The organism is Neobacillus rhizophilus (assembly GCF_018343535.1).
In the GTDB taxonomy this organism is placed as follows: domain Bacteria; phylum Bacillota; class Bacilli; order Bacillales; family Cytobacillaceae; genus Neobacillus; species Neobacillus rhizophilus.
The window spans coordinates 913,203-931,387 of the sequence record NZ_JAGYPF010000002.1 but is presented as its reverse complement, the minus strand read 5'-3'; the positions used below and the strand labels follow the sequence as shown (position 1 = coordinate 931,387).

The 18,185-nt window shown below is 44.1% G+C and carries 15 protein-coding genes; 2 read left to right on the top strand and 13 right to left on the bottom strand.

Going from position 1 to position 18,185, the window contains the following annotated elements:
* Positions 1-55 precede the first annotated feature (55 nt).
* From lgt to KHA99_RS12160, 10 genes are all read right to left on the bottom strand, one after another.
* Complete coding sequence (lgt, locus tag KHA99_RS12205; protein ID WP_213117712.1) at positions 56-871, bottom strand: prolipoprotein diacylglyceryl transferase; 816 nt, start codon at positions 869-871, stop codon at positions 56-58.
* 110 nt (positions 872-981) lie between these two features.
* On the bottom strand, positions 982-1,908 hold the full coding sequence (gene hprK / locus KHA99_RS12200) for an HPr(Ser) kinase/phosphatase (protein ID WP_213117711.1): 927 nt from the start codon (positions 1,906-1,908) through the stop codon (positions 982-984).
* Positions 1,909-2,188: 280 nt separating this feature from the next.
* The gene (locus tag KHA99_RS12195; protein ID WP_213117710.1) at positions 2,189-2,557 is read right to left on the bottom strand and encodes a phage holin family protein; all 369 of its coding nucleotides are present in this window, start codon (positions 2,555-2,557) and stop codon (positions 2,189-2,191) included.
* 68 nt (positions 2,558-2,625) lie between these two features.
* On the bottom strand, positions 2,626-3,732 hold the full coding sequence (locus tag KHA99_RS12190; RefSeq protein ID WP_213117709.1) for a DUF4097 family beta strand repeat-containing protein: 1,107 nt from the start codon (positions 3,730-3,732) through the stop codon (positions 2,626-2,628).
* A 42-nt stretch (positions 3,733-3,774) separates the two neighbouring features.
* Positions 3,775-4,089 (bottom strand): magnetosome magnetite crystal formation protein family, encoded by a 315-nt coding sequence (locus KHA99_RS12185; protein ID WP_213117708.1) that lies wholly within the window; start codon positions 4,087-4,089, stop codon positions 3,775-3,777.
* A gap of 158 nt (positions 4,090-4,247) precedes the next feature.
* On the bottom strand, positions 4,248-7,121 hold the full coding sequence (gene uvrA / locus KHA99_RS12180) for an excinuclease ABC subunit UvrA (protein ID WP_213117707.1): 2,874 nt from the start codon (positions 7,119-7,121) through the stop codon (positions 4,248-4,250).
* 38 nt (positions 7,122-7,159) lie between these two features.
* Positions 7,160-9,139, bottom strand: coding sequence for an excinuclease ABC subunit UvrB (gene uvrB / locus KHA99_RS12175; RefSeq protein ID WP_213117706.1), 1,980 nt, complete (start codon positions 9,137-9,139; stop codon positions 7,160-7,162).
* Positions 9,140-9,425: 286 nt separating this feature from the next.
* Positions 9,426-9,671: a CsbA family protein gene (locus KHA99_RS12170; protein ID WP_261363790.1), complete on the bottom strand. Its 246-nt coding sequence runs from the start codon at positions 9,669-9,671 to the stop codon at positions 9,426-9,428.
* A gap of 100 nt (positions 9,672-9,771) precedes the next feature.
* Positions 9,772-11,217, bottom strand: coding sequence for a sodium/pantothenate symporter (gene panF / locus KHA99_RS12165; protein WP_213117704.1), 1,446 nt, complete (start codon positions 11,215-11,217; stop codon positions 9,772-9,774).
* The gene (locus tag KHA99_RS12160) at positions 11,214-11,480 is read right to left on the bottom strand and encodes a YhdT family protein (RefSeq protein ID WP_372447589.1); all 267 of its coding nucleotides are present in this window, start codon (positions 11,478-11,480) and stop codon (positions 11,214-11,216) included. Before KHA99_RS12160 ends, panF begins: the two co-directional genes overlap by 4 nt.
* Positions 11,481-11,898: 418 nt before the next feature.
* Between KHA99_RS12160 and KHA99_RS12155 the strand changes: the two genes are divergently transcribed.
* Positions 11,899-14,265, top strand: a complete 2,367-nt coding sequence (locus KHA99_RS12155) for an immune inhibitor A domain-containing protein (RefSeq protein WP_213117702.1) — start codon at positions 11,899-11,901, stop codon at positions 14,263-14,265.
* 19 nt (positions 14,266-14,284) lie between these two features.
* Here the strand turns inward: KHA99_RS12155 and KHA99_RS12150 are convergent, their stop codons facing one another.
* The 3 genes from KHA99_RS12150 to KHA99_RS12140 all read right to left on the bottom strand — a co-directional run bounded on the left by KHA99_RS12150 (position 14,285) and on the right by KHA99_RS12140 (position 17,210).
* Positions 14,285-14,854, bottom strand: coding sequence for a TVP38/TMEM64 family protein (locus KHA99_RS12150; protein WP_213117701.1), 570 nt, complete (start codon positions 14,852-14,854; stop codon positions 14,285-14,287).
* A 116-nt stretch (positions 14,855-14,970) separates the two neighbouring features.
* On the bottom strand, positions 14,971-15,612 hold the full coding sequence (locus tag KHA99_RS12145) for a YcnI family copper-binding membrane protein (RefSeq protein ID WP_213117700.1): 642 nt from the start codon (positions 15,610-15,612) through the stop codon (positions 14,971-14,973).
* 23 nt (positions 15,613-15,635) lie between these two features.
* Positions 15,636-17,210, bottom strand: a complete 1,575-nt coding sequence (locus KHA99_RS12140; RefSeq protein WP_213117699.1) for a copper resistance CopC/CopD family protein — start codon at positions 17,208-17,210, stop codon at positions 15,636-15,638.
* Positions 17,211-17,393: 183 nt separating this feature from the next.
* Between KHA99_RS12140 and KHA99_RS12135 the strand changes: the two genes are divergently transcribed.
* On the top strand, positions 17,394-18,185 hold the full coding sequence (locus KHA99_RS12135) for a sensor histidine kinase (RefSeq protein WP_213117698.1): 792 nt from the start codon (positions 17,394-17,396) through the stop codon (positions 18,183-18,185).

Genomic DNA, 18,185 nt, shown 5'->3' with positions numbered 1-18,185 from the left:
AAACTCCCTTTTATGTTTTACATGTTGTTTCATTTTATCTAATAATTTTAAGATCCTAGTTTGTCTGCTCCAAATACCTTGTTTCCGACAGCTGTTTTTTCCGTCGATAAATTAAGATGATAATCGCACCAACGATTAGCGCAATCGAAATGGTTTGTGCCATGCGCAGGCTGCCGAGCATTAGGCTATCTGTACGAAGACCTTCGACGAAGAAGCGGCCGATGGAGTACCAAATGACGTATGTTAAGAACAACTCTCCACGTCGGAAATTCACGCGGCGCAACAGCATCAACAGGACAAATCCAGCGAAATCCCAGAGCGATTCGTATAAGAATGTTGGGTGGTAATACGTCCCATTTATGTACATTTGGTTAATTATAAATTCCGGCAAATGCAAATTTTCAAGGAATGTGCGGGTAACCTCCCCGCCGTGGGCTTCCTGGTTCATGAAATTGCCCCAGCGGCCGATAGCCTGCCCGAGGATGATGCTCGGAGCAGCAATGTCGGCAATTTTCCAAAAAGAAATCCCCCGTTTTTTCGAAAAAATGTAAGCCGTCAGGACGGAGCCAATCAGGGCGCCGTGAATAGCAATTCCACCGTTCCAAATTTGCGGAATGTCCGCCAGGTGGTTTTTGTAATAGCCCCATTCAAAAATAACGTAATAAATGCGGGCAGAAATGATGGCAATTGGAATCGCCCAAAGCATTAAATCGGCAAACGTATCCTTCGGCAGACCGCGGCGATTTCCTTCACGAATTGCCAGGTACAACGCAAGAGCAAGGCCGGAGCCTATGATAATCCCATACCAATGCACCTGTATGGGACCAAACGAAAAGGCGATGGGGTTTAGTGGCTGAATATTTTCGTTCATCTAATTCTCCTCTTCCTATTAAAACTGTTTTGCATGAGAAAGCTACAAGCCGGTTCCGCCTCTAAACGCAGGCAGCATACCAATGATGAGCCCCTGAAAAAATGTATCTCTTAATGATCAGTATCTTCAATGACATCGGATAAGCGGTCGGTAAATTGCTGAGCTGCATTAACACCCATACGTTTGAGGCGGTAGTTCATCGCGGCCACTTCAATGATGACGGCAATGTTCCGTCCTGGACGGACCGGTACGGTCAGCTTCGTTACCTCAGTATCGATGATTTTCATTTTCTCTTCATCCAAGCCGAGGCGGTCATATTGCTTCTTGGCATCCCAGATTTCCAGGTTGATAACAAGTGTAATCCGTTTGTTGCTGCGGACTGCTCCAGCACCGAACAGCGTCATCACATTGATGATACCAAGACCGCGAATCTCCAATAAATGCTCAATTAATTCCGGCGACGTTCCCACTAGTGTGTCCTGGTCCTCCTGACGGATTTCCACGCAGTCATCGGCAACGAGACGGTGTCCGCGCTTTACAAGCTCCAGCGCTGTTTCACTCTTACCGACGCCGCTTTTTCCGGTTATTAATACGCCTATTCCGTAAACGTCTACCAATACCCCATGCACAGCCGTGGTTGGCGCCAGTTTACTTTCCAAATAGTTGGTCAGACGGCTTGAGAATCGGGTCGTCTTTAAAGTGGTTCTGAGAACCGGTACTGATTCCCGTTCCGCTGCTTCAATTAACTCAGGAGGAACCTCCAAGCCTCTCGTCACAATAATAGCCGGTGTGATATCGGTGCATAGTCGCTCCATTCTGGAAGCTTTATCTCTTTCAGGAAGCTCTTCGAAAAAAGATAATTCTGTCATTCCTAAAAGCTGAATGCGTTCTGCCGGGTAATATTCAAAGTAACCGGCCATCTCAATTCCAGGCCGGGAAATATCACTCATCGTAATCGGGCGATTAATACCCTCTTCTCCGCAAATCAATTCAAGCTGAAATTTTTCTAACACATCTTTTGTACGGACCTTAGGCAAGGAAGTTACCTCCTTCAAATTTCCACTCATTTCATAACAAACTACATTAAAAAATCAATTTGCTCCTATTTTAACATTTTTTTTATCGAAACCATACTTTAGTTGTTTAAATGTGTAACGTGCCTCCTAAATGAAAACTCGCCGATTGGCGAGTCTGTTAGGACGGTTCATGAGGCGTAGTTGAATTTATGCGTTAAGAAGTTATAAAATTTGCGAAAATTTTATAACTTCTTATTAGACAATAAAAATACCCGCCCTCAGTTTGGGGCGGGTACTTCGTTTATTTTTTCCTTGAAGATCTGTCTGAGTTCATAATCGTTTTTTGAAGGATAATATTGATGAGCGACATGAGTAAGGAGAAAAAGAGGGCCATGCCAAAGCCGGAGATTTCGAATGAATCTCCCATCAAATAGTCTGTCAGTTCAAGCGTCATCGCATTAATCACGAACAGGAACAACCCCATTGTCAGGACCGTCACCGGAAGAGTGAACAGAATCAGCAGCGGACGTACTAATATATTTAAGATGGACAAAAGGATGCTGGCCTGCAGTGCAGCCCAAAATCCTGTCAGATATAAGCTATCGTGAAAATAACCGGCAAACGCCATGAATAATACTGCATTGATCAAACATCCTATCAGCCATCTCATGTAACCAAACTCCTATTACAAAAAATTAATAAAGCTTGTTCATTAAAATATATTTGCAAAGTCCCCAATTATTCAAACGATTTTTGCAATGAAATCGAACCCGATTTGGAGTCCGCGTATATTTTTAACATTTTATCAGGATGATTGACGGATTGGAAGCGAAGCGATTTTTGAATCATTTCACTCTTTTCCTCTAAAATTTGTACACCGACAAGCTTCAGGTTAAAGCCGCCAAGATTGGTCTTAAGCTCACCATTTACCGGCAGGCTCTCCGGAACATACAAATCAATTGGGCCTGACGTTGTTTTGGCATGAATCCATTCGCATCGGTCCCCACTCAAGTTCACGCTGACATTCCCATTAAAGGATTGGGCCTCCGCCTTTTTAAAATCACCATCAAGCTTTATCGCACCATTTATCGTCTCGGCCTCGAGCTCATCAAAGCGGCTGTTCTTGACCTTGATTTTCCCGTTCGCTGTTTCTATCTCTGCTTTCGTGCCTGAGAGCTGTTCCAGCTGAATTTTCCCATTTGCGGTTTTCACACGTAGATCATTTACATTAATATCACCGCCGGAAATGGAGCCATTAAAGATCCGCACCCGTACCTTATCATACTGCGTTTTGGGCACGAACATCACGGCTTCAACCTTCATCCATTTTTGCTGGGTTAAAAAGCTCAGCTTTTCGGACTCCACTGTAAACGTAACATCCCGTAAAAAGTTTTGGCGGGCCTGATCCTGATTGTCAACGCGATAAACCTTTGCCTGGCACTCCACCCGAACATCGGGCTGATCCCAAGCAACGAGTTTCACGGAGCCATTCGCAAGGTCAATATCCATGTCCTTAAGTTCCACATTGCCATGGTGAAAAATATGCGAAATTTCAATGGAATGGCCAAAATTCAGGTCCAAATCAATCTCTTTTATTTTTTTCAAGGCAGTATCGACAAATTCAAAGATCTTTTCCTTTGTCGATTGGTACTTCGCAAAAACAGGGTCTTCCTTTTTCGCCTCCTCAAAGTGAACAGCCGTTGATAGCTCATTTAGGATTTGCGCCTGCTTTTGCTCCATCGCAGCTTGAGCCTTCTCCAATTCTTCGAGCAAGGTTAAGGCTTCCTCAACTGACAACTTACCCTCTTCGACCATTTTTAAAATTCGTGTGCGTTCCTCTTTCATGGTTTCCACCCTCTAAGGTTTAATATTTTTCTTCATAAAATATTATTCAGCCACTAAGACCTTTACGCCTTTTATCACGTTCCAAATGATTACAACGACCCATATGATTGCAAGGACAATTAAACTAACGATAAACAACACCGGAAATTGATTGTCGAAATTGGCAAAATCAATCGCAAAAGCAACAATAGCCAACGGTGTCAAAACGATTGGCAGCACATGTGACAGCAGTGATTTTTTGGCATGCTCCTTGGTTACTTCATCACCCGAAGCAAAATAAACAACTAACGGGAAAAGAAATCCTGCGAAAAAAATGCTGAAATAACACAGACTTGATAGGACTTTTCTCGATTCCATTTTCTCTACCACCCCTTATCCTTTATTTACGGATTGAGCCGGGAAAGGTTTCGAAATTTTGAAGTCGGTGCTTTTATAAATTCATAAAACTGAAATATTTAGACGAATAAAGAGCCGGCCCCGCTTCAGAAGCGGAGCCGGCTCTTCCTAGAACTTATCTATGCATTGATCGCACTTTTATCTTCAATTTCCTGTTTCATTCTTAATCGGTCGCGTTCAAGGATTGGCTTGAGGTATTTTCCGGTGTACGATTCTGGAACTTCAGCAACCTTTTCTGGGGTTCCCGTAGCGACAATCGTACCGCCTTTGTCGCCGCCTTCTGGTCCGAGGTCGATCAGGTAATCGGCGGTTTTGATAACATCCAGGTTATGCTCAATGACCAATACGGTGTCACCATTCTCGACTAGCCGCTGCAGCACCACAAGCAACCGTGAAATGTCGTCTACATGGAGGCCGGTTGTCGGCTCATCCAAGATATAGAACGAACGGCCATTGGAGCGGCGGTGCAGCTCGGAGGCAAGCTTGACGCGCTGTGCTTCCCCTCCCGACATCGTCGTTGCCGGCTGACCAAGCGTCATGTAACCTAGTCCCACATCATAAATCGTCTGGAGCTTGCGGCTGATTTTTGGAATGTTTTCGAAAAATTTTACTGCGTCCTCAACGGTCATATCGAGAACTTCGGAAATATTTTTACCTTTATATTTTATCTCGAGCGTTTCACGGTTGTAGCGTTTACCGTGACAAACCTCGCAAGGAACATAAACATCAGGTAAAAAGTGCATTTCGATTTTAATAATCCCGTCACCGCGGCAGGCTTCACAACGACCGCCTTTTACGTTAAAGCTGAAGCGGCCCTTTTTGTATCCACGGACTTTGGATTCGTTTGTGGCAGCATACACATCACGAATGTCATCAAACACGCCGGTGTAAGTTGCCGGATTGGAGCGCGGCGTCCGACCGATTGGTGACTGGTCGATATCAATGACCTTTTCTAAATGTTCTATACCCTTAATACGCTTATGCTGACCTGGCTTCGTTTTTGCGCGATTAAGCTTCTGAGCCAGCGCCTTATGAAGGATTTCATTCACAAGCGTACTTTTTCCGGACCCGGAAACACCCGTTACGGCGATAAACTGGCCTAATGGAATTTTCACGTTGACATTTTTTAGATTGTTTTCGGCCGCGCCTTTGATTTCGACATAACGACCCTCCGGCTTACGGCGTTCAAGCGGCAGCGGAATAAACTTTTTCCCTGACAAATACTGACCTGTTAGCGAGTTCGGATCGGCCATCACCTCTGCCGGTGTTCCAGCGGAAACGACTTCACCTCCGTGCACCCCGGCACCAGGACCAATATCAATCAAGTAATCTGCCGCCATCATCGTATCCTCATCATGCTCAACGACAATCAGCGTGTTGCCGATATCACGCATATTTTGCAGCGTCCCAATTAACCGGTCATTGTCGCGCTGGTGAAGCCCGATAGACGGTTCATCCAAGATATAGAGCACGCCTGTCAGCCGGGAACCGATTTGTGTCGCCAAGCGGATCCTCTGAGCCTCTCCCCCTGAAAGCGTCCCTGCCTGCCGGCTTAAATTCAGATAATCGAGACCAACATTGATCAGAAAGCCTATGCGCTCGTCTATTTCTCGTAAAATCAATCTGGAAATCTGCTCTTCTTTTTCAGAAAGCTGAAGGCTCGAGAAAAAGGCTTTCGCTTCATCAATTGCAAGTTCGGTTATTTGTGAGATATGATGGCCGTTGATTAAAACAGCTAGGGCTTCTTTCTTCAAACGGTAGCCTTTACAGGTTGGGCATGGCTGATGGCCCATGTATTTTTCCATTTGCTCGCGGATGAAATCGGAGCTTGTCTCCTTGTAGCGGCGCTCGATATTACGGATGACACCTTCAAATTGGATATAGCCCTCGCGGAGCTGCCCGAAATCGTTCTCGTAACGGAAGTAAATTTTTTCCGAACCGGAGCCATAGAGAATTTTTTCAAGCTGGTGTTCCGGAAGGTCCTTTACAGGAATATCCATTTCAATACCATAATGATTGCAGACTGCTTCCAGCAGCTGCGGGTAATATTGTGAGCTTGTCGGCTCCCATGGAGCAATCGCATGCTGCTTCAATGTCAAATCTTTATTTGGAATCACCAAATCGAGATCAACCTCAAGCTTTGAGCCCAAGCCATCACATTGCGGGCAGGCTCCGAAAGGACTGTTAAATGAGAACATCCGCGGCTCCAGTTCCCCAATCGAAAAACCGCATTGAGGGCATGAGTGGTTTTCACTGAACAGTAGCTCTTCCTCGCCAATCACGTCGACGATTACCTTTCCTTCGCCAAGACCCAAGGCGGTTTCAAGGGAGTCGGCGACACGAGCGGCGATACCTTCTTTAATGACAATCCGGTCAACAACCACTTCAATCGAATGCTTTTTATTTTTATCAAGCTCAATATCTTCGCTCAGGTCGAGCATTTCCCCGTCAACTCGGACACGGACAAAGCCCTGCTTTTTAATGTCTTCAAATACCTTAACATGCTGTCCTTTACGCCCTGAAATCACTGGAGCGAGGATTTGCATTTTCGTGCGTTCCGGATATTCAAGAACACGGTCGACCATCTGCTCAATGGTTTGTGAGGAGATTTCAATATGGTGAATCGGACAGGTTGGATGTCCGACTCTGGCAAATAACAATCTTAAATAATCGTAGATTTCGGTCACCGTTCCGACCGTTGAGCGCGGATTCCGGCTAGTTGTTTTTTGGTCGATTGAAATTGCCGGTGACAAGCCTTCAATGGTATCCACATCGGGCTTATCCATTTGTCCGAGAAACTGCCTTGCGTAGGCCGAGAGTGATTCCACATAGCGGCGCTGACCTTCTGCATAAATCGTATCAAACGCGAGTGAGGACTTTCCTGACCCGGAAAGTCCTGTCAATACAACAAGCTTATCTCTCGGAATGGTGACATCGACATTTTTTAAATTGTGGGTTCTGGCACCTTTCACAATTAATTTTTCCATTGCCATGCATTACGTCATCCTTCCGTTTATAAAAGCGGTGTTTGTTACCCTTCCGCCTTTAATTCCAAAATTAAATCACGAAGCTCTGCGGCACGCTCAAAATCAAGCGCTTTGGCGGCAGCCTTCATTTCTTTTTCCATATCGCCAATCAGTTTATCTCGTTCCTTCTTCGTCATCTTGCCAAATGCTGCAGTCGGTTTGTAATCTTCCTGTTCTTCCGCTGCATGGGTAGCACGGATGACATCACGGATATCCTTCTGAATAGTCTTAGGCGTAATGCCATGCTTTTTATTGTACTCCTCTTGTATAGCACGGCGGCGCTTCGTCTCGCTGATGGCCAGTTCCATTGAATTGGTCATTCGGTCCGCATACATGATGACATGACCGTTTGCATTCCGGGCCGCCCGGCCGATCGTCTGAATCAAGGAACGTTCCGAACGGAGGAAGCCTTCCTTGTCGGCATCAAGAATGGTAACCAAAGAAACCTCCGGAATATCGAGACCTTCCCGGAGCAGGTTAATTCCGACCAGCACATCATATTTGCCGAGACGTAGCTCACGGATAATTTCAATCCGCTCAAGCGTTTTAATCTCAGAATGCAAATACTGAACCTTGATACCAATTTCCTTCAGATAATCCGTTAAGTCTTCGGACATTTTTTTCGTTAATGTCGTAACTAGGACGCGTTCGTTTCGTTTAACGCGATCCTGAATTTCGCCAATCAGGTCATCGATCTGTCCTTGGATTGGACGGACATCGATGGTTGGATCTAGTAGTCCAGTTGGGCGAATGATTTGCTCTATCATTTCTGGTGTATGCTCTTGCTCATAAGGTCCCGGTGTTGCCGAAACGAAGACGATGTTGTGGATATGCTTTTCAAACTCGTCAAACGTGAGCGGCCGGTTATCCAACGCAGATGGGAGGCGGAAACCATGTTCCACGAGAACTTCCTTCCGCGCCTTATCGCCATTGAACATTCCCCTGATTTGCGGCAAAGTTACATGCGACTCATCAATTACTATAAGGAAGTCTTCTGGAAAATAATCTAATAATGTATATGGTGTCGAGCCTGCCGGTCTGAGTGTCAGATGGCGCGAGTAGTTCTCGATGCCGGAACAAAAGCCCATTTCACGCATCATTTCAAGGTCATAGCGGGTGCGCTGTTCCAGCCGCTGTGCCTCTAGCAGCTTATTGTTTTCACGCATTATGGCAAGCCGTTCTTCAAGCTCTTTTTCAATATTCTCGATGGCAATCCGCATCTTTTCTTCCCTGGTAACGAAGTGAGAAGCCGGAAAAATCGCCACATGGTCGCGTTCGCCAATAATTTCCCCTGTTAGGGCGTCAACCTCGCGGATCCGGTCAATTTCATCACCAAAAAATTCAACCCGCACACAGTGTTCATCGCGGGAAACTGGGAAAATCTCGACCACATCGCCGCGTACCCGGAACGTCCCGCGCTTAAAATCGATATCGTTCCGTTCATATTGAATATCAACCAGCCGATGAAGCAGCTGATTGCGCTCAATTTCCATGCCTGTGCGGAGGGAAACGACCATCTCCCGGTATTCTTCCGGCGAACCGAGGCCGTAAATGCAGGATACGCTGGCGATGATGATGACGTCCTTGCGCTCGAACAAAGAAGAAGTAGCGGAGTGCCGCAGTTTATCAATCTCATCGTTGATGCTGGCATCTTTTTCAATAAATGTATCGGTCTGCGGAACGTACGCTTCCGGCTGATAGTAATCGTAATAGCTGACGAAATACTCCACTGCGTTATTCGGAAAAAAATCCTTGAACTCGCTGTAGAGCTGGCCGGCTAATGTTTTATTGTGAGCGATGACAAGGGTTGGCTTGTTAACTTCCTTTATAACGTTTGATATGGTAAAAGTCTTCCCCGTACCGGTTGCACCAAGAAGCGTCTGGTGCTTCTTATTGTTTCGGATGCCTTCGACAAGTTCTTTAATGGCACCCGGCTGGTCGCCTTGTGGGGAATACTTTGAAACTAACTCAAATTGGTCCTTCACGTGGTTTCCCTCCCTTTTTCGAAAAACTGCCGTTCACACTTTCCTGAGGCGGCTAGAAAGTGTATCTCCTAAATTGCATATTAACATTTTAACACATTTACCCAAAATCAAACCAATAATATGCGAACTAATATTCGATTTTTATGTATTTCCTTCTTTCCTTTTGAAAATACATTTTCTAGAAAAATAAGAGGTCTATTTTTACCGACTGCACCCTCTTGTACCCTTCCAGGGCAAAAAAGGGACCTCTTTTTAACTAAAAAAGCCTGCCAATTAAGGCAGACTATTATCCATCAATTTTTCTAACGGTTTTGGGCTTCATTTTCGCGGCAAGCCAGAAACCGGCGGTCAGCGAAAAGGCGTCAATGACAATCAGAACAAACGTATTGGTATACCCCTTGTATACAGAAGCTGCGATAAGTGCCACTGTCAGGACAAGGCCGATAACTCGATTGTATGTGACCCTTGTAAAAAATAACACTAATAAACCTGGCATGATAAGCGCCGATAAATGGCGAATAACCTCTACCAATGGGATCCCCCACCTCTTCATTCTGTTAATTCATTTTAAAAATTCATAAAGAAAATTGCAACAAAAATAGTTCTGAAGCGGGGGCATCCTGAAAAGCTGCCTATTTTTCCAGTCCAAGACTGCTGGCTTTAGAATCAGTAAACATACTTGCCACGACAAATCCAGCCAGGGAAATCAGGATTGGCAGCACCACTGTATGCACGCCGAGGGGATTAGGATAAAATCGGTCAAAGATAATGTAGGAACTCATCCCCAAAATCATCGAAGTAATCGCCCCATATTTATTCCCCTTGCTCCAATACAAGCCTAAAATAACCGGCCAAATAAACACGGACTCCAAGCCGCCAAATGAAAATAAATTGAGCCAAATGATTAAATCCGGTGGACTCAACGCGAGCAAAATGACCAGGACACCAATAATCGCAGTTACGCTGAAACTTACCTTTTTAATTTGCTGGTCGCTGGCGGTCGGTTTAATATAATTTAAATAAACATCCTTCACCAATGCCGAGCTGACCAAAATCAACAGGGCATCAACTGTTGACATGATGGCCGCCATCGGAGCCGCTAGGACAATACCCGCAACAAACGGCGGGAGCACTTTCATGGAAAGCAGCGGCATAACGGTATCGCCAATTTTAACACCCGGAAGCACAGGCCTTGCGAAAACGCCGATGAGGTGCATACCAAGCATGATAAAGCCGACCACAACTGTTCCAATGATAATGGCATTGTGCATTGCTTTTGAGTTTTTATAGGACATGGCCCGAACGGCAATCTGCGGCAGGCCGACGACGCCTATCCCAACTAAAATCCAAAAAGAAGAAACGTACGCCGGAGTTAAAGTGCGTTCGGCACCAAATGGGCTGATTAAGTTCGGGTTTTCCGCCGCCAAATCGGCAATAATCCTTGGAATTCCCCCGCCGGCCTTAATGGTAGCGATTAGAAGAATCAAGGTTCCCATGAACATCACAACGCCCTGAATCGTATCCGTTAAAGCAACAGCCCGGAAGCCGCCAACAATGACAAAGACAAGGACGGAAAAAGCAAAAATCAATAAGGCCACCGTATACGGCAGTCCGGTCAACGATTCCACCAGCCTGGCCCCGCCAATCCATTGGGCTGTCATCGATGAAAAAAGAAAAATGATAATACTGGCCGCTGATAAAAGAACGACCGTCTTGCTATGATAACGATTTTTCAAAAAGTCAATCAGCGTAATGGCCTTGTACTGGCGGGAAATAATCGCAAATTTCTTTCCCAGCACCATTAAGGTGAAATAACCAGTGGCCAGCTGTGCCATCGCCAGCAGCACCCAGCCCAGGCCCTGTGTGTAAGCGACACCCGGCCCGCCGATAAAGCTTGAGGCACTGCCATAAGTGGCCACCATCGTCATGGCCAGAATGAAGCCACCCATCTGACGTTCGCCTAAAAAGTATTCCTCCAAAAACGAGTTGGATTTGAGGACAAATTTATTCGACCAGAAGCCGACAGCAAAAATGATGAATAAAAAAATAATTAATGGCGTAATGACTGCCCAGTTCACTCAGTATTCCTCTCTTTCTCTTCAAAGGGTACATCTTTAAATACAAATTTAACGGTTATGCTGACAAGAATGATCATTACGACAAATCCCGCGATGCAGCTATAAAAAAACCAGGCCGGCAAGCCGAATATGTAAGAGTAATCTTCTACCTTTTTAGAACCCAAACCGTAAGCAAACCCGTACCACCATACAAAATTGATTACAACCAGGACCACGCCGATTAACGCTTCTCGGTGGGCAATCTTAAACCGCTTGTCCTTCACAAAACCCCTCCTCATCACTTTAACTCATTGCCAAGCGGCATTGCCTGCAATGCGTTAAAGTATTAAATTCCTTCCTATGATACTGAACATAATTCTAATTTCCTATTTTAACGAATAATGAATATTTTACCAAACCTAATCACTTGAAAAAATAGGTGAAAATTCTCACTTTATGCTGAAGAATGCTTATCAGACAATGAAGCATGTTTCCGGTTTTTAGGATAATTTAACTATTTTTGTCATTCAATATTTTAAATATTTACAATTTTCTGTACCAATTTTATTATTAAAATAGATTATATTTTATTAGGGACACTAAGTTTTTATGGTAACCCTAAAGGGGGAATGGTACATAGCGTAGTTTTTTAATAGAAATACTTTGTGAAAGCGGTTACAAACATTGTCTAGGAGGGGCTTTATGAAAAGAAGAAAACTATTTTCTACAGCACTAGCACTATCTTTAGGGCTGGGAATGCTGAATATGGCGGCAGTACCTGCCGGACAAGCCGCAGGTCCGGCAGCAAAACTATCAACACAAGGGGCACCGATTGACCTGGGAATTGCTAATGATGAGAGATTAATAGAAATGCTGAAGCGGCAAGGGAAAATTGCTAAAAATGCTAGCCCTGCGGAGGCGGAAAAGGCATTACAACAATATCTAAAAGCAAAAGGCAAAGCTTTCAAGACAAAAGACCAGCTGCCTGCCGGACTTGGCACTATTAAAGAAGGAGTGAAGCCTAATTCAAACGGGCTTCAAAATGGCAAGGGAAATAATCTAGGACAAGCCAACAAAAATACTGTAGACCCTGTCCAAAAAGAGAGTTACGACGGTAATGTCCGCCACGACAAGGTTCTTGTTTTGGCAATTGATTTCCCAGATTACGAGAAAAGCTCAATAACAAAAGACGAAACGGATATGTGGTATGAGGATTACACCCACGACCATTTCCAAGATATGATTTTCGGAGCAAATGGCTACGATGGCCCTAACGGCGAGAAGCTTGTTTCCATGAAGCAGTATTATGAGCAGCAATCAGGCGGTAGCTATACGGTTGATGGAACTGTTGCCGGCTGGTATACTGCGGATCATCCTGCAGCGTATTATGGCGGGAACTATCCCACACCGGATGGAAGCGATGCTCGTCCGAGAGAACTTGTCTATGAAGCTCTTAAAAAAGCCGCAGCGGACCCTAATATTAATTTAGCAGATTATGATGTTTGGGACCGTGATGATTATAATGGTGATGGTATCTATAACGAGCCTGATGGCATTATTGATCACTTAATGGTCATTCATGCTGGTGTTGGAGAAGAAGCTGGCGGTGGAAAATTAGGGCCAGATGCTATTTGGTCCCACCGCTGGAATCTTGGTGCGCTAAGAGCAGTTCCTGGCGGAATATCCAATAGTGATCGTTTTGGAGGCCTCTTAGGAGCATACGACTACACCATCGAACCAGAAGACGGAGCAGCCGGAGTATTTTCTCACGAATTCGGTCACGACTTAGGCCTTCCTGATGAGTATGATACTCAATATACGGGTGCTGGTGAAGCAATTGAATATTGGTCTATTATGTCAGCCGGCAGCTGGGCCGGAAAAATTCCGGGAACTGAGCCGACTGGATTTAGCCCATTTGCGAGAGAAATGCTGCAAGACCTGCATGGCGGCAACTGGTTAAGTGGAACAACTCTCCATGCGAATGACATCACAAAAACAGGTACTACTGTTCTTCTCGATGAAGGGGTCACAAAAGGTACCAATAATGATGCGGTAAGAATTGACCTGCCTAACAAAGTAAATGTCTTGAATACGCCAAAGGATGGAACATTTGAGTACTATGGTGGCAAAGGTGATGAAGCTGACCATAAAATGTCTGCATCAGTGGATTTAACAACTGCAAGCAAAGCGACTCTTGATTTCGATGCCTGGTACAACATTGAAAAAGATTGGGATTACGCGATGGTGCAGGTTTCAACGGACGGAGGAAAAGCTTGGAAATCCCTTTCTTCCGAACGTACTAGCACAACCCTTGACCCTGGCGGCTATCCGGCAATCAAAGAAAACCTTCCAGGCTATACCGGCTCAAGTAACGGATGGGTCCATGAAACAATCGATTTAAGTGCCTACAAAGGTCAAAAGATCCAGATCCAATTCCGCTCAATGACAGACTGGGCTACCAATTTAGACGGCTTCTTCGTTGACAATGTAAAAGTGACTTCCGACGACGCTCAGGTATTCTTTGATGGCGCAGAAGACACCCCTCAATTTACATTAAACGGCTTTGAAAAGCATGATGGCAAATATACTACTACCCATTATTATCTATTAGAATGGCGCTCCCATAACGGTGTCGATGCAGGTTTATCCCACATCCGCCGCGGCGCAACCCTAATGAGCTATGACCCTGGCCTTGTTGTTTGGTATGTAGATGGATCCTATGATAACAACTGGACAGGCATCCATCCTGGGGATGGTTTCCTAGGTGTCGTAGATTCAGACCAGCATGCTCTATCCTGGAGCGATAAAACTGTCAGCTCCTCTCGTTACCAATTGCATGACGCCGCATTTGGTCTAAGCAAAACAGAAAAAATGTTCTTGAATTATCCAGGGCAATTTACGTTAACCGACAACTTCACTCAGCGTAATCCGCTTTTTGATGACAAGGCTGACTACAGCAACCCAGGCCTCGTGGATGCCGGCCGTAACGTACCAAAATACGGATTGAAATTCCGTGTGGTTGGCGAAAGCGCCGATGGCACAGTTGGTAAGGTATTAATCTTTAAATAAGTAAAAAACAAGGGCGCCTTCACTTTCTTGGAAGGACCCTTGTTTTTTTTCGAAACCTTTTTATTAAAAAAACAACCATAAAAATTGAACATAACACCAAAATAATTTTTCCCTGTACACTCCAGTTAAGAACCTGCTGAACGGAGTAAGCTTCTATTAATAGGGCAGGAATTTTTCCAAGCGTGCTAGCAATTGAATAATTCAGGATTCCCACCTTGCTGCTTGCGCTTACGAGCGTCACCACTCCTGAGGGGATGAACGGAAAGATTCTAAGTGCGACAATCAGGAAAAAAGCCTCCAAGCCTTGGGTACTCTGCAGTCTCTTTAAATATTTATTTTTTATGGTAATCCTATCTTTTACCTTATTAATCCCTTTTCGATATAAATGAAAACTGAAAATTGCTCCAAAAGCCTCACCAAGAATCGAGATTAACAGGCCTTGTCCAAATCCAAAGAAGCTGATATTGGCGGCGGTTAGAAAGACGCTTGGAACAATTCCCAAGAAACTAATGATGATATTCAGAACAATGCTCAGCAAAACGGAATAGATACCACTGTTTTCAAACCATGCTAGAATTTGCGCCTCCATCTAAACCTCCGAAGCAAAAGAATATTCTATATCATTATTTATTTTATATTTTTACTACTAAAAAATATATAGGGGTGTCCCTAAAAAGGAACACCCCTATTGTGTTAACAAACCTATTATTTCTTTTTCATAGAAAACCCTAAGGCAATTAACCCTACTAAGAGTGCTGCGATAGAAAGGTAAAGCGCCGTATTGGATGATGCTTTATTCTCCGTATTTTGTGCGTGATCAGCTGCAGTATCCGCCGTTTTATCTGTTTGGACAGCCCCATGACCATGTCCGCTATCACCCGTAGCTGGATGTACGACTGTTACAGAAGCAGGCTTATCCGCATCCGCTGCTCCAACCCATTCAACGACACTGCCATCCTGGTAAGTTTGGTAGGCCTTCCAGACAATTTTCTCAGCTTTGTCGCCAACTTTTCCGGACATGTTAAACATCGCAAATTCTGTCGGTGATAAGCCTTCGCCTTCAGTAGTCCAGGTAACACTTGTGATTTTGCCTATCGCATCCTTTTGAACGTCATATTTCCAGCCCGGTTTTGGTTCAAAACGAGTAACATCGACATCATCAGGAATTTTTACTTCAATTTTCGTTGTTGGTGCCTGCTCATTTTCTGAAGGTACTTTAACCGTGAATACTTCATATTTTCCCTGTGATGTCTCACTCGGCTGAACAGTAACATGGGCACTGGCGACGCCAGCAAATAGAGATAATGCCCCAATAATTGATAACATATATGTTAAAAGTTTTTTCATAATAAAAATCTCCTATCCGTTTTTTAATAAACAACAAAATCTTTCCGATACACGGTTTCATTATCCTCCGAATCCAGAATCCGGACCTCTGCTGTCCAGTTCCCTGCAAACGGCAGGTAGCTGCCATCGGTCATAAAATGCGCATACTTCCCTTGGTCATAAACCTCCAGTGGGACATGAATCGGTGCGACATCGGAATTGTCTTTATTGATTAAATTAAGCTCAATTCGCTTTATCCCCAGCCCTTCCTCATGAGAATTCGCCTCCACCATGAATGAGTTGGTACCAGGCACCTTAGGTGAAATGCTGGTTGTAAAATCCATTCCTTCCACTTTTTCATGCCAATGTAACGGTTTATTTTCCGGAATCGGACTAAGGTAGGTAAGAGCCCCCACGATACATACAATGCTGAGCATAAGAATAAAATCCAGCTTTACCAATCTTCGAATGTTTCCTTCATCCTGTTTTTTTAAATAAAAACGTAACGCCGCAGCAACCGCTATTACGACTAAAACGAGATTAGTTTTAACTATTAGCAGGGCTCCCCATCTGGTTTCCAAAAGGTACTGGATTTTTGGCAAATAAATAAAGATAGAAATCAATCCCGTTCCAATCAACACCACCATACTGATAAGGGCCGCAGCAGAAAATAATTTAATAAACTTTTGGACGTGTTCTTGAAACTTTTTAATATAGAGCAAAATATAAAGCAATCCGCCTGCCCAAATGGCTGCTGCCAGCAAATGAAGCAAGTCCAAGGAAACGGTTAAGAGCCTCGGTTCAAAGGCAAACGCATGGCCGTTGACACTCTTTGCTCCAAGAATCAGCACTACCCAGACACAATCTACCCATGGATTGCGGAATAATATGACAAACCCAAGCAGCAATAAAATAGTCGTGATCATCCATGATAGACCTGCTGTTGTATCAATTATCATGGCGATTAAGTTACTTAGACTCCATTGGTCCAGGTACCCTCCTGCAAACATGGCGCCAAATCCGAAATTGGCAATGATAAAGACCATTAACAAAAGATGGGCAATACTTTCATGGCTTTGCTTTAATTCATGCAATAGCACCAATTGTTTTCTTGCCATTGCCCCCCACCAAATCCATCCTGCAGCAAGAAGCAGCGCAAGATAGTAGAAAATTCGTCCAACCGAAGTTAATGGGGAAAGTTCATCCCCTTGTTGAATCGGGACAGTCTTACTTTTACCGGCAAAGCCTTCTCCAACAGAAAATATGTAAGACCCCTTTACAGGATGACCATCCGCGGAAACTACCTGATAGGATACTGTATAATTTCCATCTGCTAATTTAGGTAATTTCAAGTCCAATTGCTTTTGATCAACACTAAGCTTGGCCTTTGTTCTGCCGATTTCTTCCCCGTTTTCATCGAAAACCTTTAGTGTAAAAAATTCATTCTCCAGCCTTTCATTAAACGTTAGTGTTATTTCTTTTGGGGAAGACTGTAAGTGGATATCTTGAGCCGGTACAGCCTTTTCCAAAACAGCATGGGCGAATGCTGCCTTCGGTGTTGCTAGTAAAAACAGCACCCAAAATAATAAGGTATAAGAAAGGGATTTTTTCAAAGTCACCGTCACCCCCTTTTTCCACTATAAAAAAGTTTTCTAATATAAAATTAAGATTTTCAGCCCTTTTTTTATATGACTCTTTGGGGCTATTTTTTAAAAAAACAGCCGAATGTGTTCATAAAACGGTCACAGTATTGTATCGTTAGTTAAAGCAAAAGAAATGCCATCTATAAAGGAGAAGCCTTGATGTCCTACCGTTTCCTTCCGTTTCTTACCGCTTTAATCCCGACTATTTTAATTGGCGGTTTTGAATTTTTCCGTCATAGCGAACTTCTCCATCAAATTTCGATGGAGACTGGAAATTATTTAATTACTATCCTTACTTTTCTTATTTCATATGCCTTCGCCCTTTGGGTTTTCCATTTAATGAAAAAACAGAATAGACGAATCACCGTTGAAAGGGAAATGCGGGTGATTTATGAAGAAAGAGAAAGGTTGGCAAAGGAGTTACATGACAGTATTGCCCAAACTCTGTTTTTATTAAAAGTTCATCTAAAAAAAGGCAAGCATGATGAGGCCGGAGCTCTCGTGAACTCGATTGACACCCAACTGCGGCAGGCAATTTTCAACTTACGAATGAGCCCAGCAAAGGATGTTTCTTTTTCAAAAAGGATCGAAAATTGGCTGGAAGACTGGAGTGTGGTTTCGGGGATTGATGTCGATTTAAGCCTGCGGTTAATAGATGCTTATTTCACACCTGCCGAAGAGGTACAGCTTTTCGGCATTATCCAAGAGGCTTTTACAAACATCCGAAAACATTCAGAAGCATCTAATGTTACTTTCCATTTTCATGTGCAAGAGGACGAATGGACTCTGAAGATAGAAGACAATGGAGTTGGATTTAAAGTATCTAACATCGGACTGAAGCAATACGGTGTTTCGATGTTACAGGAGAGGTCCGAAAGGCTCGGGGCTATTTGTGAAATTGATTCTAAAGAAGGCCGGGGAACAAAAATTATTGTGAGAGGGATGAAATAA